Here is a 24634-nt window from a genome sequence, read left to right on the forward strand (position 1 = left end):
CGGGGCAGGGCACATGAACGCGAATCTCGCAGCGCTGCTGTATCTCGTCGCAGGCGTCCTTTTCATTCTCTCGTTGCGCGGTCTGTCGAGCCCGGCGTCCTCCCGCCAGGGCAACTTCTTCGGCATGATCGGCATGGCCATCGCCATCGCCACCACGCTCGCGGCGCATCCGCCGACCAGCACCATCGGCTGGGCCCTCGTGATCCTCGGCATCGCCATCGGCGGCGGCATCGGCGCGGTGATCGCCCGCCGCGTCCCGATGACCTCGATGCCGGAACTGGTCGCCGCCTTCCACTCGCTGGTCGGCATGGCCGCCGTGCTGGTCGCAGCCGGCGCGTTCTATGCGCCCGCCGCGTTCGACATCGGCGCCCGCGGCAGCATCCATGCATCGAGCCTTGTTGAAATGTCGCTCGGCGTCGCCATCGGCGCTCTCACTTTCACCGGTTCGGTGATCGCGTTCCTGAAACTGTCGGGCCGCATGAGCGGCGCGCCGATCATTCTGCCGGCACGCCACATCATCAACATCGTGCTGGCGCTGGCGCTGGTGTTCTTCATCTATGGCCTCGTGGTTTCGCAGAGCTCGTTCGACTTCTGGATGATCACGATCCTCGCGCTGGTGCTCGGCGCCCTGCTGATCATTCCGATCGGCGGCGCGGACATGCCGGTCGTGATCTCGATGCTCAACTCGTATTCGGGCTGGGCGGCGGCGGGCATCGGCTTCACGCTCGGCAACTCGGCACTGATCATCACCGGCGCGCTGGTCGGCTCGTCGGGTGCGATCCTGTCCTACATCATGTGCCATGCGATGAACCGTTCTTTCATCTCGGTCATCCTCGGCGGCTTCGGCGGCGACAGCGGCGGCCCTGCCGCGGCGGGCACCGGCGAAGTGAAGCCGGTCAAGCTCGGCTCGGCGGACGATGCGGCCTTCATCATGAAGAACGCGCAGAAGGTCATCATCGTGCCGGGTTACGGCATGGCGGTGGCGCAGGCGCAGCACGCGCTTCGCGAAATGGCCGACACGCTGAAAAAGGAAGGCGTCGAGGTGAAGTACGCCATCCATCCGGTCGCGGGCCGCATGCCCGGCCACATGAACGTGCTGCTGGCCGAAGCCAACGTGCCTTACGACGAGGTGTTCGAGCTTGAGGACATCAACTCGGAATTCGCGCAGGCCGACGTCGCCTTCGTGATCGGCGCCAACGACGTGACCAACCCGGCGGCGGAAGAAGATCCGAAGTCGCCGATCTATGGCATGCCGGTGTTACAGGTTTGGAAGGCCGGCACCGTGATGTTCATCAAGCGCTCGCTGGCTTCCGGTTATGCCGGCGTCGACAACCCGCTGTTCTATCGTGACAACACGATGATGCTGCTGGGCGACGCCAAGAAGATGACCGAGAACATCGTTAAGGCGATGTAGGGCGGCGGCGCTTTCAATTCTCGAAAACAATCGAGGTCGTGCGCTATGCACGGCCTCTTTTTATGCTTTGGGCAAGCGATGGATGGCACAGAGCTTGTTGCCGTCCGGGTCGCGCAAATAGGCGATATACATCTTGAGGTCGCCCATGCCCCGGATGCCCGGCGGATCTTCGCACGTTGTGCCGCCGTTCTCGATGCCGGTCGTGTGCCAGGCCTGGGCTTCCTCCGGCGAGGCCGCGGCAAATCCAATGGTTCCGCCGTTCGCGTGCGTTGCCGGCTTGCCGTCGATCGGCTTCGAGACGGCAAAGGTCCCGGTCTTGGTGCGATAAAAGATGCGATGCCGATCGACGATGGCCGGTGGTACGCCGAGCGTGCCCAGCAGCTTGTCATAAAAGGCCTTGGCCCTGTCGAGATCGTTCGTCCCGATCATGACGTGAGAGAACATTGTTTTCGTTTCCTTCCAAAAGACAGTTCTTTTTGTTATGGCATCTCGCTTTCGCGTGCAAATTTTCTCCGGGCTGACTGGGCCTTTGGCTACTGTGCCGTTAGTATCGCACGCATGAGTGCCCCCCCACACATGCCGCGGTCAGCCTGGATTTACCCCGCGCTGGCTGTTTTGCTGTTCGCGAGTACGATGATTCCCGGCGTCGGCTTCACGCACTCTCCTGCGGGCTTCGCCTTCGCGGCGGTGCTGCTTGTCGTTCTGTTCGGTACCGTGTTCGCGGCCGTGCATCATGCCGAGGTGATCGCCCACAGGATCGGCGAACCCTACGGCACGCTGCTGCTGACCCTCTCCGTCACCGTCATCGAGGTCGCGCTGATCGCCACCATCATGCTCGGCGACAAGTCCGTTCCGACCCTGGCGCGCGACACCGTGTTCGCGGTGGTGATGATCGTCTGCAACGGTCTCGTCGGTGTCTGCATCCTCGCCGGCGGTTTGCGTTACCGCGAGCAGGATTTTCAGGTCACAGGCGTCAACGTCTATCTCTGCGTTCTCATCGTGATCGCCACCATCACGCTGATCCTGCCGAACTACACGCTGTCCTCGCCCGGACCGGTCTATTCCGCAGCGCAGCTTGGCTTTGTCAGCGTTGTCACCGTCGTGTTGTACAGCGTCTTTCTCTACACCCAGACCATTCGTCATCGCGATTACTTCATTATCGAGAGCGAGGAAGAGGCCGCCGATCATGCCTCCGCGTCCGGCGGCGAACTGATCCTGAGCATCGCCTTGCTGCTGGTGTCGCTGGTGGCGGTCGTGCTGCTCGCCAAAAAATTCTCGCTGGTGGTCGATGCGGGCGCCGCGGCGATCGGTGCGCCGCCGGCCTTCGCGGGCGTCGTTGTGGCGCTTCTCGTTCTCCTGCCGGAAAGCATCGCGGCGCTTGCCGCCGCGCGGAAAAATGATTTGCAGAAGAGCATCAATCTGGCGCTTGGATCGTCGATCGCCACCATCGGATTGACGGTTCCGGCGGTCGCCGTCGCCGCTTATGTGCTCGACAAACCGCTGGTGCTGGGTCTCGACGCGCGCGACATGGTGCTGCTGGCGATGACCATGCTGGTCAGCATGATGACGTTCGGAACGGGGCGGACCAACATCCTGTTCGGCCTGGTTCACATCCTGGTGTTCGCGGTGTTTATCTTCCTGGTGCTGGTACCTTGATGCGTATCACGGTCCCGGCGCGCCTTGCCTGCGCCGTGTTCTGACGGTAATCCTCGAAGCCGAACCGTCGCCGTCCGCGCGGTCGTCATGGGGTATCGGTTCCGGATGCTGAAAAGGCTGAGCAGAGCAGCAAGGGTCAACGCGGCGCGCATTCTCGTCGCGCTGTATGCCCTTTGCGTTGTCATGCCGGTCGCCGGATTTGCATTCGGCAACAGCGCCACGGCGCTGCATTGCCTGGCGGATGTGTCGCCGGGTGTGGTGCTGACCCAGCATTCGGGGCATCAGCACGATGCGGCCCATCAAGACCATGCCGCTCACGGTCATGATCATGGTGCGATGGCGATAGCTGACGATGCCGGCGCAAATGTCGACGATACAGGCATGAAAGGCGTTAGCACGCCGGCCTGCTGCGGCGTGATGTGTGTCAGCGCGCTCCCCGCCAGCCTGTTCGAGCTGACACTCCGAACGATGATTCACACATCGGTCGTTGCGTCTTCCGACGCCGGAATTTCCGGCGAGGCTCCCGACCTCCTCTATCGTCCTCCAATCGTCCTCCTGTCGATGTGATCGCCGGCGCAGCGGCTGAACGGCCGCGCGCCTTCGAAGCCGTTTGACATTCGAGGATATGATGCCCGCGCAAAATCCGGCGAGGCTCGCTGCCGTTGGTTCGGCGGCGGCGGCGCTCGTGCCACGACGAATCAGTACCCCGCTCCTGCTGGTTGCCCTGCTGTCGCTTGCAGGCTGCGCCACACAGCCTCCGGCCTCATCCGGCCCGGACCCGTCCGATCCCGCGGTGCTGACGCCGCGCGCCGGCTACAGTTCCACGATCGGGCGCTACACGCGCCAGAGACCCGTCACCCCCTCAGCCTGGCAGAAGCAAAACGAGCTTGTGACGCCAGTGCCGAAATCCAGCGAGTAGGTGCAACATGCCAGCTCGGGATTTCAGGACTTTCATAGATCACGCCATGCGCCGTGCCGGACGATGGATGGTTGCCGGCAGCGCCATTGTGCTGTCGGGCTGTGCATCGTTCTCGCCGGATGGCGGCATGGGCATCGTCACCGCCACGGTCTCGCAGGACCTCGGCAAGGACGCCGCCGCATTGCGCACGCCGGACGAAACAGCGGCCGCCAGCAACGTAACGGCGCGGCTGTTGTCAAAGCCGCTATCTGCGGACGCGGCTGTTCAGATCGCGTTGCTCAACAATCGCGGATTGCAGGCGGCTTACAATGAACTCGCCATCGCGGAAGCGCGTGCCGTGGAAGGCAGCCTGCCGCCGAATCCCGCCATTTCGCTGTCGCGGATCGCGGGATCGGTCGAGGTCGAAGTCGAACGCAAGATCGTCGCCAATGTCCTGGCGCTGGCGACGTTGCCGGTTCGCTCGGAGATCGCGGCGGCCCGCTTCCGGCAAGCGCAAACCATCGCCCTGAGCGAAACGCTGAGGGTCGCAGCGGATACGCGGCGGGCCTACTATCGCGCCGTCGCCGCGCGTGAGCTTGCGAGCTTTCTTGCGCAGGCCCAGTCCGGGGCGGAGACCGCGGCGAAGTTCGCAACCCGGCTTGGCGAAACCGGCGGCATGAACAAGCTGGATCAGGCGCGCGAGCAGGTGTTCTACGCCGATCTCACGGCGCAGCTCGCCACCACGCGTCAGCGCGCGGCCAGTGAACGGGAATCGCTGATCCGCGCCATGGGACTGTGGGGCGACGATCTGGCGTTCAGGATGACGGCTGCGCTTCCAGCGCTGCCGTCGCGGCCGCAATCGCTGCCGGGGATCGAGGCCGAGGCGGTTCGCCGTCACGTCGATTTGCAGATCGGCCGGATCGAACTCGATGCCCTGGCGAAGTCGTGGGGACTGACCCAGGCAACCCGCTTCATCAATGTACTCGATGCGGGATTCGCGGAAAAGACGACCCGCGAGAAAGCAACCGGAGAGAAAGTCCGCGATCGCGGCTTCGACGTCGAACTCCAGATTCCGATTTTCGATTTCGGCGAAGTTCGCGTCAGGGAAGCGGAGGCCACCTACATGCACGCGGTCAATCGCCTGATGGAGCGGGCGGTCAACGTCCGTTCGGAGGCGCGCGATGCCTATCGCAGCTACAGGTCAGCCTATGACATCGCGATCCACTACCAGCGCGAAGTCCTGCCGCTGCGCAAGATCATCTCGGATGAGACCTTGCTTCGCTACAACGGCATGCTGATCGACGTGTTCGCGTTGCTGGCGGAGGCGCGTCAGCGCATCGCTGCGACGACGGCCGCGATCGAGGCGAAGCGGGATTTCTGGCTGGCGACGACAAATCTCAACACCGCGGTGATGGGCGGCGGCGTCCTTGGGCGCAGCGAAGCCGCACGATCGATCCCCGGCGCATCCGCCGAAGCACCTCAGCATTGAAAGGACGAACGATGATTTCTCGCAGAGCAATTCTCGGATCGGCGGCGGTGCTGGCAGGCGCCAGTGCTGTCAGCGGCCGCGTTCAGGCCGCCAGCATTCCCGAAGCCGCGACTTCGACGGCGACCACGATGCAGCCGCCGCTGTTTCCTTCCAGCGGGCCGGATTATCAGCCGGTGGTGACGCTGAACGGCTGGACGCTGCCCTGGCGCATGAACGGCGACTGGAAGGAATTCCATCTGGTCGCCGAGCCGGTGAAACGCGAGTTCGCACCAGGCATGGTCGCGCATCTGTGGGGCTACAACGGCCAGTCGCCGGGCCCCACCATCGAAGCGGTGGAAGGCGACAAGGTCCGCATCTTCGTCACCAACAAGCTGCCGGAACATACCACCGTCCACTGGCACGGCATGCTGGTGCCGAACGGCATGGATGGTGTGACGGGTCTCACGCAGCCAGCGATCGGAGTCGGAAAGACCTTCGTCTACGAGTTCGTGCTGACGAAAAGCGGCACCTTCATGTATCACCCGCACGCGGACGAGATGGTCCAGATGGCGATGGGCATGATGGGTTTCTTCGTGGTGCATCCGAAGGACCCGGCCTTCCGGCGCGTGGACCGGGATTTCGTGTTTCTGATGGCGGCCTACGACATCGATCCCGGCAGTTATTTGCCGAAAGTCTCGGAGATGACCGACTTCAATATGTGGACATGGAACAGCCGGGTCTTTCCCGGCATCGATCACATCGTTGCCGGCAAGGGCGACAAGGTCCGCATCCGGTTCGGCAATCTGACAATGACAAACCACCCGATCCACATGCATGGATACGACTTCAAGGTCTCCTGCACGGATGGCGGCTGGGTGCCGGAGGCTGCCGCCTGGCCAGAGGTCACGATCGATTGCGCCGTCGGTCAGATGCGGGCCTTCGATTTTGTCGCCGACAAGCCCGGCGATTGGGCGATTCACTGCCACAAGTCGCATCACACCATGAACGCCATGGGTCACGATCTTCGCAATTTCGTCGGAATGAAAAAGAGCGATCTCGTCAAGTCGGTGCGCAAACTGGTGCCGGATTACATGCCGATGGGAAACGCCGGCATGGCCGACATGGGCGAGATGGAAATGCCGCTGCCGGACAATACGCTGCCGATGATGACCGGCTTCGGCCAGTTCGGCGCGGTCGAAATGGGCGGCATGTTTTCGGTCGTCAAGGTGCGCGAGGGGCTCGCATCCGGCGACTACAAGGATCCGGGCTGGTTCAAGCACCCCGAAGGGACGGTCGCCTTCGAGTGGAAGGGTGAACCGAAGAAGGTCGAACGCGAGCCTCCCGCCGCGTTGGAGAAGAAGAAAGCTGCCGAGTTCGACGTCGTGAAGCCCGGCAGAAAATCTCCCCGTCATAATCATTGAGAAGGATATCCACATGCAACCACGACTCCTTATCGCTGCGCTTGCGGCTCTCTCTCTGTCCACCGCGGCGCTAGCCGACTCTGGTCATTCCCACGGGGATGGCCGCGCCTATGGCGAGCCCGGCGATCCCAGGAAGCCGGGACGCACCATTCAGATCACCATGCGTGAAACGGACGGGAAAATGGTGTTCGTCCCGAACCGGATCGACGTCCGCAAGGGCGAACAGATCAAGTTCGCCATTCGCAACAGCGGCGAACTCGATCACGAAATTGTCGTCGGCACGCTCGACGAAAATCTCAAGCACATGGCCGCGATGATGAAGAATCCGGACATGGAGCATGACGATCCCAATGCCAAGCGCCTGGCGCCGGGCAAGACCGGCGCTATCCTCTGGAAATTCACCAAGGCCGGGGAGTTTGACTTCTCCTGCCTCATCCCCGGTCACCGGGAAGCCGGCATGTCTGGCACAATCATCGTGAAATGAACCGGGTTCCGGGCATGCCCTCAGGTTCGCCTCCAGGGCAGCGCTTGATTTTTGGAAATCATCTTTCAGGTCAAAGAGAAGCAGAGGAAAAAAAACATGCGGAAACTTGTTCTTGTAGCATCCTGCCTCGCGGCAATGTCGGGTTTTGCCGGCGGAACGCAGGCGCTTGCCCAGTCGCTGCCCGTGGATGGAACGGTCACGAAAATCGACGAGGCGGCGGGGAAGATCACCCTCAGGCATGGGCCGATCAAGAAGCTGGATATGGACGAGGGGATGACCATGGTTTTCAAGGCCCAGACCCCGGAGATGCTGAAGCAGGTCAAAGTCGGCGACAAGGTCAAGTTCGACGCCGACAGGGTTAACGGGCAGATGACCGTGACCGGGATCGCGAAGGCGAAATAGCGGAGCCTGCGTGCGCCGGGTAACGCCTGAAATTCCTGACAAAGCCGTTACCCGGCCTTTCTCTCCAATTGCCATCGATCCGTCGCAGTTGATCCCTCAATCGGCCCTAAAGTTCCCGCATCCAACGGCGCGGGGAGTTGCGATGATCAAGAAGCTGTTCACCAAGTACTTTTTAGAGGTTGTTCCGTCGATCGTGGCGACGGTGGTCGGTGCGTACATCGTCACCCACTACATCAATGCCAAGTCGGATGCGGACAAGCCGAAGGCTGCGATATCGGCCCCCTCAGGGACCTTGAAGGATGCTGCCCCCCAAACGCTGAAAGCTGACGACTCCGGCGACAGGGCCGCGAAAGTTGAGAGCGCGAAGGCCGAGGCCGCCCGGCTCAAGGCCGAAAAGCTTGCCCTCGAAAAGGCCGCGGCGGAGCGGTCTGCGGCCGATCGGGCGGAGAACGCGAAGCGAGCCGCCGAAAAACTTGCCGCCGAGAAAGCTGCCAGCGACAAGGCTGCCGCCGAGAAACTCGCCAGCGAGAAAGCTGCTGCCGAGAAACTCGCCAGCGAGAAAGCTGCTGCCGAGAAGCGTGAGAAGCCGGTTGCGAAGTCAGCTCCCGCTGCGCTGCTGCCGGCCGAGGCCAATGCCGCGCCTGATGACAGGCGTGATGCCAACGATCTGGCGCGGGCCGCGATCGAGCGGCTGCGCAATGCCAAATCTTCCGAGAAGAGCGCCGAGCAGCCGCGCGCGCCGGAAGCCGCGCGTGCCGAGGAGCAGCCGGCGAGAGCGCAGGAGCGTGCCAGGGTCAACAGTGTGGTCTACGCGCCGTCCGTCCCGCAGCAGTCGGCGATGCAGCCGCTGCCGCCTGCGGTGACTGTCGCGCCGGGACCGAGCGAAGCCGCGGTCGCGCCACCAAAGCCATTTCCTGAGCCGATCTCAGGATCGTCCGAGATCCGGGCCGACGATGGCTTGCGGTTGACCCCGCCGGCCGACATTCCGTCGCGTCCGCTGGATCTGCGCGCCAAACAGGGCCGGCTCTCTTCCGTGACGGAAGATGTGGTCTCGGCCGCGAAGTCGGTGTTTCATGCCGTGGTGCCTGAATCGCCGAACTAGATCGGTACTTCGGCCAACCGGAAATGAGAGAACCAACGGCTTCTCTCATTCAGTGCCGAATGCTGCGCAAGTCTCCTAGTAGCACCGTGTGATATTCACGCTGACGGTTTCCTCAGAGCCCTCGCGCCGTGGGACCTTGACGGTCTGCCTGGTGCAATCCTGCACATAAGGCCTGTCGGACGGTGCGACCGCCGGTGGATATCGGTGTGACCAATCCCAAGGCACATCGTAGGTGTAAGTGTAACGGACATCGCCTGACACAGGCGGCACCACATCGACGCCGGATTCGGCATACGGCGGCTCGTAGAAATAGCCGGCGGTGCCCGCCGGCCAGAATGCCCTGGCGTTGTGTCCCCGGTGACGTTGCACCGGCCGGCCGGCTGACGGACGGAAAGCCGGCTTCGACAAAACAGAGCCTTCAACAGGCCTGGCTGCCGGATCGGCAAATGCCTCGTTCGGAACAACGGTTACCGCGACCACGCCGAGCGAGGCGATCAGCGCTCCATACATTCCATACGCCATGGTACGCACCCGTTCTGGTTTGCAAACAGCAGCCCCATGCACGCTAGGTCGGGGCCTTTCGGGCGCAAGCGCAGACTTAATAATTGGTTAAGGCTTAATCTTAACGGGCGACCTGGTTGCAGGGTCGACGATATCCAGAAATTCCTTGACCGTGCTGACCGTTCCGGGATTTGCCGCGACGTAGCCGGGAAGCTGCGTGATCGCATCGTGAAACGCTTCGCCCTTCATCACATCGAGCACGCGCTGGATCGGCTCGGTGTCGAGAAACGCGCGGCGGCAAACGAAGAAATAGTCCTCCGTCAGCAGACGGACGAAATCGAGCCCGAACTGCTTGGCGGCTGCCTCGACACCGAAGGCCGCATCCGCCATGCCGCTCGCCACGTAGGCGGCGACGGCGGCATGGGTGAACTCCATCTGCTGCGCGCCGTTGATCCTTGCTTCATCGATCCCCTGCTGCGCCAGTAACTGATCGAACAGCGTGCGTGTGCCGGAATCATGATCCCGGTTGACGAAGCGCGCCCTGGTCTCGACGAGGTCATGCAACGATCCGATCTTGAGCGGATTGCCGGACTTCACCATCAGGCCCATTTCGCGGGTCACGAAATTGATGACGCGATCCTCGCGCGGATCGAGCCACTCCCGGCAGGCCTTGATGGCCTGTGCGCGCAACTCGCCGCGCGGGATGTGGACACCGGACAGATCGCAGGCGCCCTGCGCCAGCGACACCAATGAGTTCTGGTTGCTGACATAGCGCAGGTCGACGCCGATGCCGGGCTCGCGATCGAGCAGTTCGCGCAGCTTGGAAACCGCGAAGCCATGACTGGCATGAACGCGGATGACGCTGGGCCGCTGGTGCAGGAACGGCTTGATCTCGGTGACGAGTTCCTGCGCGAGGTTCTCGAGCTGCGGACCGAGCCGGGCCTGCATGCGCTGTCCGGCCCAGACCAGCTTTTCGCCGAACGCTGTCAGCGTCGTGCCCTTGCCGCGATGGGTTTCGACCAGCGGCACGCCGAAGAACGCGGACCATTGCTCGACCAGATTCCAGATATGGCGGTAGGACAGGCCGGCGTGGTTTGCCGCATTGGTGAGTTTGCCGGTTTTGCGGATTTCGTTGAGCACGCCGAGCATGACCACGGCGGTTTGCGGGCTGCCTTCCTTGTGAAAGTGCCAGACGGGTTCGATTTCGATCTGAAGCATCGGGACGCCTTTATTATGAAATGGATTTCATATGATCGCGAGCCTTTGGCAAACCATATCATATTTACTCCGGTTATTTCGGGGCGGAAGCTGAGAAAATAACAGGAGGAATATGATGTCGATTGCATATGAGTACTCCCACGAAACCTCCCGCGACGCCGCCGTCGTTCTGCGCAAGCAACTGCTGATCGACGGCCAGCACGTCGAGTCCGTGTCGGGGCGGACCTTCAACACCCTTAATCCCGCCACCGGGCAGGTCATCGCGACCATCTCCGAAGGCAACGAGGCCGATGTCGAGCGCGCCGTTGCCGCTGCGCGCCGCGCCTTCGAGGGGGTCTGGAGCACCATGCGGCCCGCCGAGCGCGGCCACATCCTGTTTCGGCTTGCAGAACTGATGAAGCAGCACAGCGCTGAACTGGCCGAACTGGAAAGCCGCGACGCCGGCAAGCCGATCGCCGCCGTGCTGCGGCAGGATATTCCCGCCGCCATCGATACGCTGACCTATTACGCCGGCTGGGCCGACAAGATTCACGGCGACACCGTCCCAACCCGCAGCGATGCGCTGACCTATACGGTGCGTGAGCCGGTCGGCGTCGTGGCCGCGATCGTGCCGTGGAATTTCCCGCTGATGATCGGCATGTGGAAGCTGGCGCCTGCGCTGGCCTGCGGCTGCACCATCGTGATGAAGCCTGCTGAGCTGACGTCGCTGTCGGCGCTGCGCCTCGGCGAACTCGCGCTGGAGGCAGGTCTCCCGCCCGGCGTGCTCAACATCGTGCCGGGTCCCGGCCGCGTGGTCGGCGATGCGCTGGTCAATCATCCCGGTGTGGACAAGGTGACCTTCACCGGCTCGCCGGGTGTCGGTCGCGGAATTCTCAAAGGCGCGGCGGGCAACTTCAAGCGCGTGTCGCTCGAACTTGGCGGCAAGTCGGCCAACGTGATCTATGACGATGCCGATCTCGACGCGGCCACCAAAGCGGCTGCGGCGGGCATCTTCTTCAATGCCGGGCAGGTGTGTTCGGCGGGCTCGCGCGTGCTGGCGCAGGAGAAGGTCTATGACGAAGTGGTCGCGCGTCTCACGGCGCGTGCCGAGGCGCTGCGCATGGGCGACACCGCCGACAAGACCACGGCACTCGGGCCTGTGATCTCCGAGAAGCAGATGAAGTCGATCCTCGATTACGTCGACATCGGCCAGAAGGAAGGTGCAACGCTGGTGACCGGCGGCCAGCGTGTCGGCGACCGCGGCTACTACATCAGCCCGGCCGTGTTCGCGAATGTGAAGCACGAGATGCGGATTTCGCAGGAAGAAATCTTCGGCCCCGTGGTCAGCGTCATCAGGTTCAGGGACGAGGCCGATGCGATCCGCATCGCCAACGGCACGGCGTTCAGCCTCGCGGCAGGTGTGTGGAGCCGCGACATCGGACGCACACAACGTTTCGCCAAGAAAGCGAAGGCCGGCACTGTCTGGATCAACACCTATGGCTACACCGACGTGCGGTTGCCATGGGGCGGTGCGGGCGATTCGGGCTTCGGCCGTGAACACGGCACTGAGGCTCTCGCGAATTTCACCGAGCCGAAAGCGGTGTGGATGAACCTGAACGTGTGAAAATAGCTCCCTCTCCCCGTGAACGGGGAGAGGCGAAGAGGCGCATAACTCAAACAAAAACGCGGGCCGCAAGGCCCGCGTTTTCGTATTCAAAAATGGTCGAAACGCTTAGCGCGGTCCACGCGGTGCGCCAGCGCCGCCACGGCCGCCGGCTGCGCCACGGTCGCCGCCCGGACCTGCGCCGAACACCGGCTTCGGCTTCATCGGGAGCAGACCTTCACGCTGCAACTTCTTGCGCGCGAGCTTGCGGGCGCGGCGAACGGCTTCCGCCTTTTCGCGGGCCTTCTTCTCGGAGGGCTTTTCGTAATGACCGCGGAGCTTCATCTCGCGGAAAATGCCCTCGCGCTGCATCTTCTTCTTCAGCGCCTTGAGAGCCTGGTCGACATTGTTATCGCGGACGAGAACCTGCACGCGGCATCCTCTTTGGTTTCAATCAGGAAATTCTGGAGACGACAAAGGACCGGCTAAAGGCCATGCCCTTCTCATCGAAGGCGCGGATGTACCAGATCAAACCGGGAATGTCCACCTGTGGATGGCCATTTTCAGGGGTCTGAAAGTCATGATTCCGGGGCAAATTAAACGCGCCGGGCCCGCGATTCGGGGGAATTCAGGAAGGCTTAAGACTCCCATTTCTACGGTTCCCGCCATTGAGGTGATTCAACACCGCGATTCAGGGGAGACGTGACATGAATGCGAAGAAATACGCCGCCGAGGTGATCGGCACGTTCTGGCTGACATTTGCGGGCTGCGGCAGTGCCGTCCTTGCGGCCGCCTTTCCACAGGTCGGTATCGGCCTGCTCGGGGTCTCTTTTGCCTTCGGTTTGAGCGTTGTCACCATGGCATTCGCCATCGGTCATGTGTCCGGCTGCCACCTCAATCCTGCCGTGACGGTCGGGCTTGCCGCGGGCGGCCGCTTTCCCGGCGGGCAGGTCATTCCGTACATCGTTGCACAGGTGGTCGGCGCGATTCTGGGCGCCGCGCTGCTTTACGTGATCGCCAGCGGCAAGGCCGGTTTTGACCTCGCGGGCGGCTTCGCCTCCAATGGCTACGCGGACCATTCGCCGGGCAAATACAGCCTGCTGGCCTGTTTCGTCTCTGAAGTGGCGATGACGGCCATGTTTCTGTTCATCATCATGGGCGCGACTCATGGCAAGGCGCCGGCCGGTTTCGCGCCGCTGGCCATCGGCCTTGCGCTGGTGATGATCCATCTCGTCAGCATCCCCGTGACCAATACCTCGGTGAACCCGGCGCGCAGCACCGGTCCCGCTCTGTTCGTCGGCGGCTGGGCGATTCAGCAGCTCTGGCTGTTCTGGGTCGCACCGCTGATCGGCGGCGTCATCGGCGGCGTGGTCTATCGCTGGCTGAGCGGCGAGCCGGAAGGAATCGTCGCGGGCAAGTGACGCTTGATTTCCGGATCAAGGCTGCCGCGAACGATCGCGGCAGCCCTTTTTATTTCTGGGAAGGTTTGACTTCGGTCACATGGCCCATCTTGCGGCCGGGGCGGGATGCGCCCTTGCCGTACAGATGCACCGTGGCGCCGGGGACGCCCAGCCACTTGCCGTAGTCGAGAATGTCGTCGCCGATCAGGTTGGTCATGGTGACATCGCCATGCCGGACCGGATGCGCCAGCGGCCAGCCGGCGATGGCGCGGATATGCTGCTCGAACTGCGACACCGACGCGCCGTCGAGCGTCCAGTGGCCGGAATTATGCACCCGCGGTGCGATCTCGTTGACCAGCAGGCTCGGCCCGTCCTTGCCGGGCACCACGAACAGTTCCACCGCCAGCACACCGACATAGTCCAGCGCCGTCGCGATCTTCTCGGCAATCGCGCGGGCCTGCGCCGCGAGCTCGCCGGAGATGCGCGCCGGTGCGTAGGAATACTTCAGGATGTGGTCGCGATGCTCGTTTTCGGTGACGTCGTAGCAGACCACTTCACCATTGGCGCTGCGCGCCGCGACCACGGAAATCTCGCGCTCGAACGGCACGAAGGCCTCGAGGATCGCGGATCGCGTTTCAAGATCGGCCCACACCGTTTCCGGATTGTCGCCCTCGCGGACCACGACCTGGCCCTTGCCGTCGTAACCGAAGCGCCGGGTCTTGAGTACGGCAGGCAGCCCGATCTGGCCGATGGCGGTTTTCAATTCCTGTGCGGAGGAGACATCGGCATAGCGCGCGGTGGCGATGCCGAGCTTGCTCACGAAATTCTTTTCCGCGAGCCGGTCCTGCACGGTTTCCAGCACCTTCGGATCCGGCAGCACCGGGCGGCGGGCCGACAGGATCATCGCGGTCGAGGAGGGAATGTTCTCGAATTCGTAGGTGATGACGGCGACGTCGGATGCGAACAGTTCAAGCGCCTCGACATCGGCATACTCCGCGCAGGTCGCATTCTGCACCACGTCGAAGGCCGGCGAATCCGGGTCCGGCGAAAACACCTGCGCCTTGAGGCCGAGGCGTGCGGCAGCGAGCGCGAGCATCCGGCCCAATTGTCCGCCGCCGAGAATTCCGATGGTGTCGCCTGGTTTCAGCGTCACCCGACCTGAAGATGTCACTTAGTGTCCCGTATCCGACGTTCGCTTCACTCTGCAGCGCCTTCCGAGCGAACGCCGGATACGAAAGGACACTAACAAATTATAATTCCAGTGATCCTTTGGTTCTGACATTCGTATTGTGCCCGCGAAGATGGGGTACGAATGTCAGAACCGGATCACTGGTTTTCTTCCTCTGGGCGCTCGCTCACGGCCTCGGTCTGTTGCTTGCGCCATGTCGCAAGCCGGGTTGCAAGGCCGGCATCGTTGAGCGCCAGCACACTTGCGGCGAGCAGGGCGGCATTGATAGCGCCCGACTTTCCGATCGCCAAGGTGCCGACCGGGATTCCGGCGGGCATTTGCACAATGGAGTACAGCGAATCCACGCCCGACAGCGCCTTGGATTCCACCGGCACGCCGAACACCGGAAGTTCCGTCAGGGCGGCCGCCATGCCGGGCAGATGCGCGGCACCTCCGGCGCCTGCGATGATGACCTGGAACCCCGCCGCCTTGGCCCCCCCGGCGAAGCTGTAGAGCCGCTCGGGGGTGCGGTGCGCCGAGACGATGCGCGCCTCGTGCGCGACGCCGAGCGCGGTCAGGGTCTCTGCGGCATGGCGCATGGTCTCCCAGTCGGACTGGCTTCCCATGATAATGGCAACGGGGGTGGTCATCTGGAATCTTCAAAAAGGCCGGAAAAAGAGGGCGGATTATAGGGTTGCGCCCCTGCGAGGCAAGCTAATGCGACGCCGGTGCGAATCCGTTATCCTTTCATGGTCAATGGCGGGGCGGTAAATTGAAGAAACCGGGCAGAAAAGCGGCAACGCGGCGCCCTGCGGCGAAGAAGGTGTCGAAGCGCCCAGCGATGCCCCGCAGCAAGGTATCCGCCAAACCCAGGCGCAAGCTGCCGGCCGATCCACAGGCCAAAGCCCGGCGGCAGGTTGCGGCCCTGAAGGCGGAACTCGCCGCCGCCGAGGCCCGGATCGACGAACTTCAGGCCTGGGCCGATACCGACTTCCTGCTGAACATCTACAACCGCCGCGGCTTCGAGCGCGAGCTTGACCGCTCGATCGCCTACATCCGGCGCTACAAGGCGAGCGGCGCGCTGATCGTACTCGATGTCGATCGCCTCAAGCCGATCAACGACACCTTCGGTCACGCGGCCGGCGATATCGTGCTCAAGGGCGTGGTCGCGGTCCTGATGCGCCACGTTCGCTCGTCGGATGTGGTGGGCCGGCTCGGTGGTGACGAATTCGGATTGCTGCTCTGGAATTTGACGCAGGCCGATGCGCTGGCGAAGGCGGCGGCACTTGAACAGGCCATCGATCAGCTCACATTTGTCTTCAAGGGTGCGCCCGTGGTCGCGGGCGCATCCGCGGGCGTTGCGCTGATCGGCGCCGCGGATAGTGCCGCGGATGTGATGGAGGCGGCGGACCGCGCGATGTATGCGCGAAAGGCATTGCGGCGAGGAGGCCGCGCGCAGGCAGCTTTCTGAAATCATGCTGCGGCGTCACGACGCAAATCAGGCGATGATGTCAGGCGTGATCTGGTCTTCGATGAATGAAATCCGGTCGCGCAACTGTAGCTTGCGCTTTTTCAAACGCTGCAATCTGAGCAGGTCCGGCGCGGGCGACTGATGCAGCGCCTCGATGGCAGCATCCAGGTCGCGATGCTCCTGCTGCAATTGCGCCAGTTCAAGCGCGTATTCGTTGTTGTCCTGATCTACCATAACCGTCGTTTGACTGAATTCGCCCAGACTTTCAGCTAAGTGTCTCAGAACGCTTCCGCATGACCGTCATCGCAGAAAATCGTTACCAACTCCAGTGGCGTACCAGCGACGGTATAGCGGGGCGGGTTCCCTCACAATTCGTTTCCTTTGTGTATGGAAATTTTGAACGGTTGTTTTGACTCCGCTGTCGACAGACCGCTCCGGTCATGTAGACTTGGCCGTCCAGATCCGATCTGAGGTCCACTCACAAAGGAGACTTCTATGGCGATTCAGGCGCATCTCGTTGAACTGGAACGTAAACACGAAGTTCTGGAAAACGAATTGCACGATGCTCTCCAGCATCTTTCCACCGACGACCTCCAGATTATCGAACTCAAGCGCCGCAAGCTGGTGCTCAAGGACCAAATCGAGCGTATCAAGCTCGCAACGGTTCACTGACTTTTCCACTACCGAATCCCACAGCAGTTCGACGCGATGCCCGTAACGGCAACAGTTGCCGTTGCGAGGTGCGGCAGCGCGTGCGGTTGAGAGACTACACCGCTCCGGCGCGTTGAGCCACGTCGTCCGCAATGGCGAGGGATGAGGTCAGGCCGGGCGACTCGATCCCGAACAGGTTGACCAGCCCCGCGAGGCCATGGTCCTGCGGGCCTTGGATGATAAAATCCTGCCGCGCCACGGCGGGCGGCACGATCTTGGGCCGGATTCCGGAATAGCTCGGGGCCAGGGCGCCATCGGGAAGCGTCGGCCAGTAACGGCGGATCGCTGGATAGAACCGCTCGGCCCGCGAGGGGTCGACGGTGTAGTCGAGCGTGTCAACCCATTCGACGTCAGGTCCGAATTTCGCCTGTCCGCCGAGATCGATGGTCAGATGTACACCGAGGCCGCCGGGCTCCGGCACCGGATAGATCAGGTGTGAGAACGGCGCGCGCGTGCTGCAACTGAAATAGTTGCCCTTGGCGTAGTAGCTCACGGGGATGTGGTCGGTCGGCATGCCGTCGATGGCGCTGGCGATGGCAGGCGCATTGAGCCCGGCCGAGTTGATCAGGATGCGGCACGCAAGCGTCATCGGCGTATCGCCGCCGATCTCGACTTCAAAACCGTCAGCTGCGGCTTTCGCGCGCTTGAGCGGCGCGTGAAATGCGAGCGCGCCACCGGCGTCCTCGATCTCGCCGCGCAGCGCCAGCATATAGGCATGGCTGTCGACGATGCCGGTGGATGGCGACAGCAATGCGCCGGTGCAGCGCAAAGCGGGTTCGAGCGCGTGCGCCTCGGCAGCAGACAACACGCGCAAATCATCGACGCCGTTGGCTTCGGCGTGCGACTTGATCGAGACCAAATTCTCGTCTTCATTGGCCGCGGTCGCCACGATCAGCTTGCCGCAGCGCCGGTACGGCACGCCGTGAGCGTCGCAATAGGCATAGAGCGCCTGTTTGCCGGCAACGCACATCCGCGCCATCAGGCTGCCCGCCGGATAATAGATCCCGGCGTGGATCACCTCGCTGTTGCGCGACGAGGTGCCGGTCCCAATGTCCCCGGCGGCCTCGACCACGACGACCTCAAGCCCCACGCGCGCCAGTTTGCGTGCAACGGCGAGCCCGACAACGCCGGCGCCGACAACAACACACTCAATTTTGTCCATGGATGCTTCGCTTTGCCGGAACGATTCGTTCGTTGCTCATTCTATGTTCAGTACGCCGCATTGCGACGCTGTCCGCGTTAGGACCTGGTTAAGCATAAGCGGCCAATTGCCCGCATTTAAGTCATAATGTGGACGGCCGCGATTACGCGTTTACCCGATCCAAAGAGGTACAGCCAGACACTGCGGGACGAAGAATTCCGCGGAATGGTAATGACCGGCTGGCAGAAGCAAGCACGAGCGACCACAGCGAGCCCGGTGCGGGTCGCGGCATGTCTGTGCGCCGTCTTTTCGGCGCCGGGCAGCGCGGCTGCGCAGATCGTCGCCAATCCCGATGGTTCGTTCTCGGCAACGGCTCTGGAGATTTCAAACACTGCGCTGGTGTGGCAGGTGGCAATGGGCGGCTTCGTGGTCGCCGCGTTCCTTGCCGCGATCATCCTCTGGGTCTCGACCGCGCTGCGGCGTGCGCGTCACGCCAATATCAGGCGGGCGGCGTTCGTGTCGAGCGCGCTGAACAGCCTGACCACCGGCATTGTCATGGTCGACGCGCGCAAGCGCATTGTGTTCTGCAACGACCGCTATCTGGAAATGTATGGGTTCTCCCGTGCGGATCTCGTGCCCGGAATGACCGGCCGCGAGCTTACGGAACTGCGCGCGGCGCGGGGCATGCTGTGCGGCGATATCGACGAGTACTATCGCAACGTCAAAAGCGCGGAAGGGTATATCTGCGAGTTGCGCGACGGGCGTTCGATCGTGATCAAGCACCGCGAACTGTCGAATGGCGGAACTGTCTCGACCCACGAGGATTGCACCGCGCAGCGCAGGATGTCCCGGCAGCTTGCCACCACCACGCACTTCCTTGAATCGGTCATCGACAACATTCCGGTCTGTGTCGCGGCGAAAAGCATCGAGGACGGCAGGTATATTCTGGCCAACCGTGCGTTCGAGCAATTCTCCGGCCTGTCCCGCGATCAGATTATCGGTCACACCGCGGATAAGGTCTACGTGCCGGAAGCGGCGCAGATGGTTGCGGAGGCTGACCGCGACGCGATTGCTTCGCCAACCGGTCAGACGCGCACGGAATTGTCCATCGAACATGGCGGCAGCAGACGGCTGGTGGCCTGCAACCGCATGATCGCGCGTGACGAGAAGGGCAAGCCCGAATTCCTGGTCGCCCTGTTCGAGGACGTGACCGATCGCCGGTCCCTGTCGCGCGAGGTCCAGAGCGCGAAGAAATTCCTGGAACTGGTGGTCGACAACATTCCGGTCGCGGTTGTCGTCAAGCGGCTCAGCGATGGCCAGTATGTCCTTGCCAACCGCGCCGCCGAGGCGACGCTGACCCGCAGGCGCGAGGATGTTATCGGCGCCACGCTTGAGGACATCTATAATCCGGCCGACGTGCGGCTCATTCTCAAGCGCGACGAGGATGCCGTCCGCAAGAAGGGCGTCGTCACCGAGGAACATCCGATCCAGACCGAAAACGGGCTGCGTCTGTTCTTGACCCGGCGCGTGACCGTGCTCGACGAGGCCGGTGAGCCGCAATACCTCATCAAGACCAACGAAGACATTACCGACCGGCGCGAGACCGAGTCGCGCATGGCCCATATGGCCTATCACGATGCACTGACTGAACTGCCGAACCGGGCGGCATTCCTGCAAGCCCTGGAGCAGATGATCGACGCCTGCGAGGACACCGACGAGGAATTCGCGGTGCTGTCGCTCGATCTCGACCGGCTGAAGGAAATCAACGATGTGTTTGGCCACGAGGTCGGCGACCAGTTGCTGATCGAATTTTCGCGGCGTCTGGAATCGGTCATTTCCGGCGGCGTCGTTGCGCGTCTCAGCGGCGACGAGTTCGGCCTTATCATCGACGGTCTTCAGCCCGATTCCGCCAGGGCGCTCGCCACGCGCCTGATGCAGGCGATGCAGACTGAATTCATGTTCGACGGGCGGGCCGTCCGCATCGGTCTCACCATCGGAATCTCGGTGTATCCGCGCAATGGCCGCGACGCGGAAGCATTGCTCACCAACGCCGACGCGGCGCTGTTCCGCGCCAAGACGAAAGCACGCGGCTCCATCAATTTCTTCGATATGGAGCTCGACCAGCAGCTCCGCGACCGCCGCGCGCTGCATCAGGATCTGTCGACCGCGATCAGAAACGGCGAATTGTCGCTGCACTATCAGCCGCAGGCCCGCGCGCGCCACAAGATGAAGGCCGATCATGTTCTCGGTTTCGAGGCGCTGGCGCGGTGGACCCATCCGGTGCGCGGATTCGTTCCGCCCGGCGATTTCATTCCGCTCGCGGAAGAAAGCGGCCTGATTGTCGAGATGGGCGAGTGGATCTTGCGCGAAGCCTGCCGCGAAGCTTCGTCCTGGCCGAAGGACCTGCAAATCTCGGTCAACCTGTCACCGGCGCAGTTCATGCATGGCGATCTCGTCGGGCTGGTCCATTCCATCCTGATCGAGACCGGTCTCGCGCCCGGCCGGCTGGAGCTTGAGATCACCGAGGGTGTGCTGATCGAGGATTTCGACCGCGGGCTCTCTTTGCTGCGGCGGCTGAAGGCGCTCGGCGTGCGAATCGCGATGGACGATTTCGGCAGCGGCTATTCCTCGCTGACCTATTTGCAGGCATTCCCGTTCGACAAGATCAAGATCGACCGCGCGTTCGTGATGAACCTGGGGCGCAATACCCAGTCCGCGGCCATTATCCGCGCTATGATCGGACTCGGTCACGGCCTCAACATCTCCATCGTGGCGGAAGGCGTCGAGACCGAGGAGCAGCTTGCCTTCCTCGCGGACGAGGCCTGCGATCAGGTGCAGGGATATTTCCTCGGCAAGCCCGCGCCGATCGATAGCTATGCCGAATGGATCGGCCGCGCCAAGAACCTTGCCAGCGATGGCGTCTCGAAATTTCCGCGCAGGGTCGGCTGACGAACGTCTGTCACTAAATCCTCGGACTTGACTCGCGATGATGGTCATCGGAGATCATCGCGGCATGGCTGATGTCGACATCGCGATCATCGGGGGCGGCCTCAACGGCACGAGCATCGCACGCGACGCTGCCGGGCGTGGTCTGCGGGTCGCGTTGTTCGAGCAGACCGACCTCGGCAATGGTGCGACGCCCGCCGCTCCCCATCTGATGCATGGCAATTTCATCGATCTTGAGCGCGGAAATGCGCTGCGCGTGCGGGCCGCGCTGGCGGAGCGGGACATTGCGCTGCGCACCGCGCCGCATCTGGTGCGGCCGACCCGTTTCGTGCTTCCGGTTCATTCCGAGGAGCGGCCTCCGGCAATCCTGCGCGGTGGGCTCTTTGTCTACGGCCGCCTTGCTGCGAGGAGCCCGCTGCCGCGGTCCGAAATCCTGGATTTGACGATCCATGAGGCGGGTCATCCGCTGAAGCGGTCACTCGGGCTGGCGCTGGCGTACTCCGACTGCACCGTCGACGAATCGCGGCTTGTCGTTCTGAGCGCGGCCGATGCTGCCGAGCGCGGTGCTGCGATCCGGACCGGTGCCCGCTGCGTATGGGCCGAACGCTCCGAGGTCTGGCGGCTCGCGGTCGTCAACCGCGGCCAGCGCGAAACCGTCACCGCGCGGGCGCTGGTGAATGCGAGCGGGGCGTGGACCCGGCAGGTCGCCGAAACCGTCTTGCATTTGCCTGCCGTTCAAGCGAGCTTCGCGAAAGTCAGCCAGATCGTCGTGAGGCGGATGTTCGATCTCGACGATGTCTACGTGCTCCAGAACGACGACCGCCGCATGGTCTATGCCATTCCCTTCCATCGCGATTTCACGCTGATCGGCACATCCGAGCGGAGTTTCACCGGCGATCCGGCGGTGACGTCGGCTGGCGCGGATGACATCGCTTATCTGTGCGCGGCCGCGAACCGCTATTTCCGTGTGCGGATCGAGGCGGCGGATGTTGTGCATGCGATGGCCGGCTGCAATGCCACAGGTCATCGCGACGGCATCATGAAGCGGGACCGGAAGTCCGGCAAAGCGCCGCTGCTGACGATGATCGGAGGCGCGACGACAACGGCGCGCCGGCGCGCGGAGATTGCGCTGACGCAGCTTGCATCGTTTTTCAGGATGCCGCCGTCCTGGACTGCGAACGAACCCTTGCCCGGCGGCGACTTCGCCTGGGATGCGTTCGACGATCAGGTGGACACTGCGCGCGGGCGCTGGACATTCCTGAGCGAACATCACGCCCGGCGGCTGATCGCGTCATACGGCACGCGGATCGAGCGGGTTCTGGGTGCGGCAAAAAGCATGGATGACCTCGGCCCGGGGTTCGGCGATGACCTCACCGGCGCGGAGGTCCATTATTTGATGAAAGAAGAGTTCGCCCGGTTTGCCGATGACATTGTGTGGCGGCGCTCCAAACTCGGTCTGACGATGTCGCGGCAGGACCGTGAGGCGCTCGAAAAATTCATGGCCGCGGCATGACGGCGGGCGTTGCGAAAAATCCGCTGCTGCGGGTCGCGTCGGTGGTGAAACGCTTTGGCGGATTCACCGCAGTGGACGATCTGTCGCTCGATATCGCGGCAGGTGAGTTCTTCGCGCTGCTGGGTCCGAGCGGCTGCGGCAAGACCACGCTGCTGCGCATGCTGGCAGGATTCGAGGCGCCGGACGCGGGTGCGATCTATCTCGACGGCGCGGACATCGCGCATGTGCTGCCGCATCAGCGGCCTGTGAACATGATGTTCCAGAACTATGCGCTGTTTCCGCATCTGACCGTCGAGAGCAACATTGCGTTCGGCCTTAAGCGCGCGGGTTTGCCGAAAGACGAGATTGCCGCGCGCGTCGCCGAGATGGTGGCGCTGGTGCGGCTCGAAGGTCTTGAGAAGCGTCGCCCCGATCAACTGTCGGGCGGCCAGCGCCAGCGTGTGGCGCTGGCACGGTCGCTGGCGCGCCGTCCGCGGGTGCTGCTGCTCGACGAGCCGCTGGCCGCGCTCGACAAGAAACTGCGCGAAGGTACGCAGGCTGAACTGATGGAGGTTCAGCGCCGTCTCGGTTTGACCTTCATCATCGTTACCCACGATCAGGAAGAGGCGATGACGGTCGCCGACCGCATCGGCGTCATGGACAAGGGCAGGCTGGTGCAGGTCGCGCCGCCGCGCGAATTGTACGAAGCGCCGAACTCGCGCTGGATCGCCGGATTCGTCGGTGACATCAATCTGATCGAGGGGCAGGTGGCCGCGCGCCAGGCCGGGCACTTCACCATCGCGACGCAAGGTGCGGGCGCGGTTGTTGCGTCGCATGCACCTTCATCGGAAACCAGCAGCGTCTGCGTTGCGATCCGCCCGGAAAAAATCCGGATATCCAGGGCGGTGCAAGGCGAATCCGCCGTCAACAGGTTCAGCGGCGACCTGACATCCATCGGATTTCTCGGCGGTGTGTCGGTCTACGCGGTCAAACTCGATGGCGGCGCGGTGCTCCGCGTGGCCGCCGCCAACGCGACGCGGGCAGCCGCTGATGGATTCGCAACCGGGCAGCGGGTGACCGTTTCATTCGCTCCTGACGATGTCGTGGTGCTGGACCGATGAGCGGGCGGCGCATCTTTACCCGTCCGGCGCGGCTTGCGGCCATCGCGCCGTATCTGTGGATGGTGCTGTTCTTTCTGGTGCCGTTCGGCTTTGTGCTGAAGATCGCGCTGTCGCAGACCGCCATCGCGCAGCCGCCCTATGTTCCGGTGTTCGATCTGGCCGCAGGCTGGGATGCGTTCAGGTCAGGCTTGTCGGCGCTGTCGCTGGACAACTTCAAGCTGCTGACGTCGGACGATCTCTATATCTTTTCTTATATCCGCAGCCTCGTGGTCGCGATCATGTCCACCGCGATCCTGCTGCTGATCGGCTATCCGGTGGCTTACGGCATGTCGCGGCTGCCGCAGCGCTGGCAGCCCATCGCGATGATGCTGGTGATCGTCCCGTTCTGGACCTCATTCCTGATCCGCATCTATGCCTGGATCAACGTGCTCCAGCATGACGGCCTGCTCAACAAGGCGCTGCTCGCACTCGGCATCATCGACAAGCCGCTGGTCTGGCTCTCGACCGACGCGGCGATGTATCTCGGCATCGTCTACTCGTATCTTCCGTTCATGATCCTGCCGCTCTACGCGACGCTGTCGAAGATGGACGATGCGCTGCTGGAAGCCGCCGCCGATCTCGGCGCCTCGCGCCTGAAAGCCTTCTGGCTGGTGACTTTCCCGCTCTCGCTGCCGGGTATCGGCGCGGGCATGCTGCTGTGTTTCATTCCCATTGTCGGTGAGTTCGTGATTCCCGATCTGCTGGCGGGCTCCGACCGCATGATGATCGGCCAGACGCTGTGGCTGGAATTCTTCACCAACAAGGACTGGCCGGTGGCGTCGGCGATCGCCGTGGTGCTGCTCGTTGTGTTGCTGGTGCCGCTGCTGATCTACGAGAAGCTGCAACGCCGCCATCTGGAGCAGCGCTAATGGCTGTGCGGCTGTGTAAGATCGTTCGCTTCCACCCCTCCCCCTTGCGGGGAGGGGGCGGGGGTGGAGGTGCATTAACATGAGACCCCGCTGGTTGTGGATCCCCCTCCCTAACCCTCCCCCGCAAGGG

25 protein-coding genes are annotated in these 24634 nt (G+C 62.9%); 17 read left to right on the forward strand and 8 right to left on the reverse strand.

Annotated features, from left to right (window positions below; translation table 11 throughout):
* The first annotated feature begins 13 nt into the window (after nt 1-13).
* Complete coding sequence (locus AC1Q6J_RS13835; RefSeq protein WP_492279856.1) at nt 14-1414, forward strand: NAD(P)(+) transhydrogenase (Re/Si-specific) subunit beta; 1401 nt, start codon at nt 14-16, stop codon at nt 1412-1414.
* A gap of 60 nt (nt 1415-1474) precedes the next feature.
* On the opposite strand, the gene AC1Q6J_RS13840 is transcribed toward AC1Q6J_RS13835, so the two are convergent.
* Nucleotides 1475-1858, reverse strand: coding sequence for a VOC family protein (locus AC1Q6J_RS13840; RefSeq protein WP_492279857.1), 384 nt, complete (start codon nt 1856-1858; stop codon nt 1475-1477).
* A 114-nt stretch (nt 1859-1972) separates the two neighbouring features.
* Between AC1Q6J_RS13840 and AC1Q6J_RS13845 the strand changes: the two genes are divergently transcribed.
* From AC1Q6J_RS13845 to AC1Q6J_RS13880, 8 genes are all read left to right on the forward strand, one after another.
* Nucleotides 1973-3070: a calcium:cation antiporter gene (locus tag AC1Q6J_RS13845; RefSeq protein ID WP_492279858.1), complete on the forward strand. Its 1098-nt coding sequence runs from the start codon at nt 1973-1975 to the stop codon at nt 3068-3070.
* Nucleotides 3071-3175: 105 nt separating this feature from the next.
* Nucleotides 3176-3637 carry a hypothetical protein gene (locus AC1Q6J_RS13850; RefSeq protein ID WP_492279859.1) on the forward strand — a complete coding sequence of 154 codons (462 nt, stop codon included), beginning with the start codon at nt 3176-3178 and terminating at the stop codon, nt 3635-3637.
* 43 nt (nt 3638-3680) lie between these two features.
* A complete protein-coding gene (locus tag AC1Q6J_RS13855) occupies nt 3681-3989 on the forward strand; it encodes a hypothetical protein (protein ID WP_492279860.1) in 309 nt (102 codons plus the stop codon).
* A 46-nt stretch (nt 3990-4035) separates the two neighbouring features.
* On the forward strand, nt 4036-5457 hold the full coding sequence (locus tag AC1Q6J_RS13860; RefSeq protein ID WP_492279861.1) for a TolC family protein: 1422 nt from the start codon (nt 4036-4038) through the stop codon (nt 5455-5457).
* Between the two features lie 11 nt (nt 5458-5468).
* A complete protein-coding gene (locus AC1Q6J_RS13865; RefSeq protein WP_492279862.1) occupies nt 5469-6857 on the forward strand; it encodes a multicopper oxidase family protein in 1389 nt (462 codons plus the stop codon).
* Nucleotides 6858-6870: 13 nt separating this feature from the next.
* A complete protein-coding gene (locus AC1Q6J_RS13870; protein ID WP_492279863.1) occupies nt 6871-7341 on the forward strand; it encodes a cupredoxin domain-containing protein in 471 nt (156 codons plus the stop codon).
* A gap of 96 nt (nt 7342-7437) precedes the next feature.
* On the forward strand, nt 7438-7743 hold the full coding sequence (locus tag AC1Q6J_RS13875; RefSeq protein ID WP_492279864.1) for a copper-binding protein: 306 nt from the start codon (nt 7438-7440) through the stop codon (nt 7741-7743).
* 142 nt (nt 7744-7885) lie between these two features.
* Complete coding sequence (locus AC1Q6J_RS13880) at nt 7886-8845, forward strand: cell envelope biogenesis protein TolA (protein ID WP_492279865.1); 960 nt, start codon at nt 7886-7888, stop codon at nt 8843-8845.
* 75 nt (nt 8846-8920) lie between these two features.
* Here AC1Q6J_RS13880 and AC1Q6J_RS13885 read toward each other — a convergent pair whose 3' ends face one another.
* Nucleotides 8921-9367, reverse strand: coding sequence for a hypothetical protein (locus AC1Q6J_RS13885; protein WP_492279866.1), 447 nt, complete (start codon nt 9365-9367; stop codon nt 8921-8923).
* Nucleotides 9368-9454: 87 nt separating this feature from the next.
* Complete coding sequence (locus AC1Q6J_RS13890; protein WP_492279867.1) at nt 9455-10564, reverse strand: substrate-binding domain-containing protein; 1110 nt, start codon at nt 10562-10564, stop codon at nt 9455-9457.
* Nucleotides 10565-10679: 115 nt separating this feature from the next.
* Between AC1Q6J_RS13890 and AC1Q6J_RS13895 the strand changes: the two genes are divergently transcribed.
* Complete coding sequence (locus AC1Q6J_RS13895; RefSeq protein ID WP_492279868.1) at nt 10680-12167, forward strand: aldehyde dehydrogenase family protein; 1488 nt, start codon at nt 10680-10682, stop codon at nt 12165-12167.
* A gap of 108 nt (nt 12168-12275) precedes the next feature.
* Here the strand turns inward: AC1Q6J_RS13895 and rpsU are convergent, their stop codons facing one another.
* Nucleotides 12276-12578 carry a 30S ribosomal protein S21 gene (gene rpsU / locus AC1Q6J_RS13900; RefSeq protein ID WP_492279869.1) on the reverse strand — a complete coding sequence of 101 codons (303 nt, stop codon included), beginning with the start codon at nt 12576-12578 and terminating at the stop codon, nt 12276-12278.
* A gap of 275 nt (nt 12579-12853) precedes the next feature.
* On the opposite strand from rpsU, the gene aqpZ reads away from it, so the two are divergent.
* The gene (aqpZ, locus tag AC1Q6J_RS13905; RefSeq protein ID WP_492279870.1) at nt 12854-13567 is read left to right on the forward strand and encodes an aquaporin Z; all 714 of its coding nucleotides are present in this window, start codon (nt 12854-12856) and stop codon (nt 13565-13567) included.
* A gap of 49 nt (nt 13568-13616) precedes the next feature.
* Here the strand turns inward: aqpZ and AC1Q6J_RS13910 are convergent, their stop codons facing one another.
* Both AC1Q6J_RS13910 and purE read right to left on the reverse strand, forming a co-directional pair.
* Nucleotides 13617-14717: a 5-(carboxyamino)imidazole ribonucleotide synthase gene (locus AC1Q6J_RS13910; protein ID WP_492279871.1), complete on the reverse strand. Its 1101-nt coding sequence runs from the start codon at nt 14715-14717 to the stop codon at nt 13617-13619.
* 155 nt (nt 14718-14872) lie between these two features.
* Nucleotides 14873-15364 carry a 5-(carboxyamino)imidazole ribonucleotide mutase gene (purE, locus tag AC1Q6J_RS13915; protein WP_492279872.1) on the reverse strand — a complete coding sequence of 164 codons (492 nt, stop codon included), beginning with the start codon at nt 15362-15364 and terminating at the stop codon, nt 14873-14875.
* Between the two features lie 191 nt (nt 15365-15555).
* On the opposite strand from purE, the gene AC1Q6J_RS13920 reads away from it, so the two are divergent.
* The gene (locus AC1Q6J_RS13920) at nt 15556-16185 is read left to right on the forward strand and encodes a GGDEF domain-containing protein (RefSeq protein WP_492279873.1); all 630 of its coding nucleotides are present in this window, start codon (nt 15556-15558) and stop codon (nt 16183-16185) included.
* A gap of 27 nt (nt 16186-16212) precedes the next feature.
* On the opposite strand, the gene AC1Q6J_RS13925 is transcribed toward AC1Q6J_RS13920, so the two are convergent.
* Nucleotides 16213-16419, reverse strand: coding sequence for a YdcH family protein (locus AC1Q6J_RS13925; RefSeq protein ID WP_024574308.1), 207 nt, complete (start codon nt 16417-16419; stop codon nt 16213-16215).
* Nucleotides 16420-16680: 261 nt separating this feature from the next.
* On the opposite strand from AC1Q6J_RS13925, the gene AC1Q6J_RS13930 reads away from it, so the two are divergent.
* Entirely contained in the window at nt 16681-16857 is a 177-nt protein-coding gene (locus AC1Q6J_RS13930; protein WP_006022144.1) for a YdcH family protein, read from the forward strand.
* Between the two features lie 94 nt (nt 16858-16951).
* Here the strand turns inward: AC1Q6J_RS13930 and AC1Q6J_RS13935 are convergent, their stop codons facing one another.
* Complete coding sequence (locus tag AC1Q6J_RS13935) at nt 16952-18058, reverse strand: NAD(P)/FAD-dependent oxidoreductase (protein WP_492279874.1); 1107 nt, start codon at nt 18056-18058, stop codon at nt 16952-16954.
* 210 nt (nt 18059-18268) lie between these two features.
* Between AC1Q6J_RS13935 and AC1Q6J_RS13940 the strand changes: the two genes are divergently transcribed.
* The 4 genes from AC1Q6J_RS13940 to AC1Q6J_RS13955 all read left to right on the forward strand — a co-directional run bounded on the left by AC1Q6J_RS13940 (nt 18269) and on the right by AC1Q6J_RS13955 (nt 24504).
* Entirely contained in the window at nt 18269-20986 is a 2718-nt protein-coding gene (locus tag AC1Q6J_RS13940; protein WP_492279875.1) for a sensor domain-containing protein, read from the forward strand.
* A 64-nt stretch (nt 20987-21050) separates the two neighbouring features.
* Nucleotides 21051-22496 carry a glycerol-3-phosphate dehydrogenase gene (locus AC1Q6J_RS13945; RefSeq protein WP_492279876.1) on the forward strand — a complete coding sequence of 482 codons (1446 nt, stop codon included), beginning with the start codon at nt 21051-21053 and terminating at the stop codon, nt 22494-22496.
* Complete coding sequence (locus AC1Q6J_RS13950; protein WP_492279877.1) at nt 22493-23596, forward strand: ABC transporter ATP-binding protein; 1104 nt, start codon at nt 22493-22495, stop codon at nt 23594-23596. The genes AC1Q6J_RS13945 and AC1Q6J_RS13950 overlap by 4 nt, the downstream gene beginning before the upstream one ends.
* Nucleotides 23593-24504 carry an ABC transporter permease gene (locus AC1Q6J_RS13955; protein ID WP_492279878.1) on the forward strand — a complete coding sequence of 304 codons (912 nt, stop codon included), beginning with the start codon at nt 23593-23595 and terminating at the stop codon, nt 24502-24504. Before AC1Q6J_RS13950 ends, AC1Q6J_RS13955 begins: the two co-directional genes overlap by 4 nt.
* The last annotated feature ends 130 nt before the right edge of the window (nt 24505-24634 follow it).

The sequence above is a fragment of the Afipia sp. MLSD5-FHT05B12 genome (assembly GCF_058793355.1).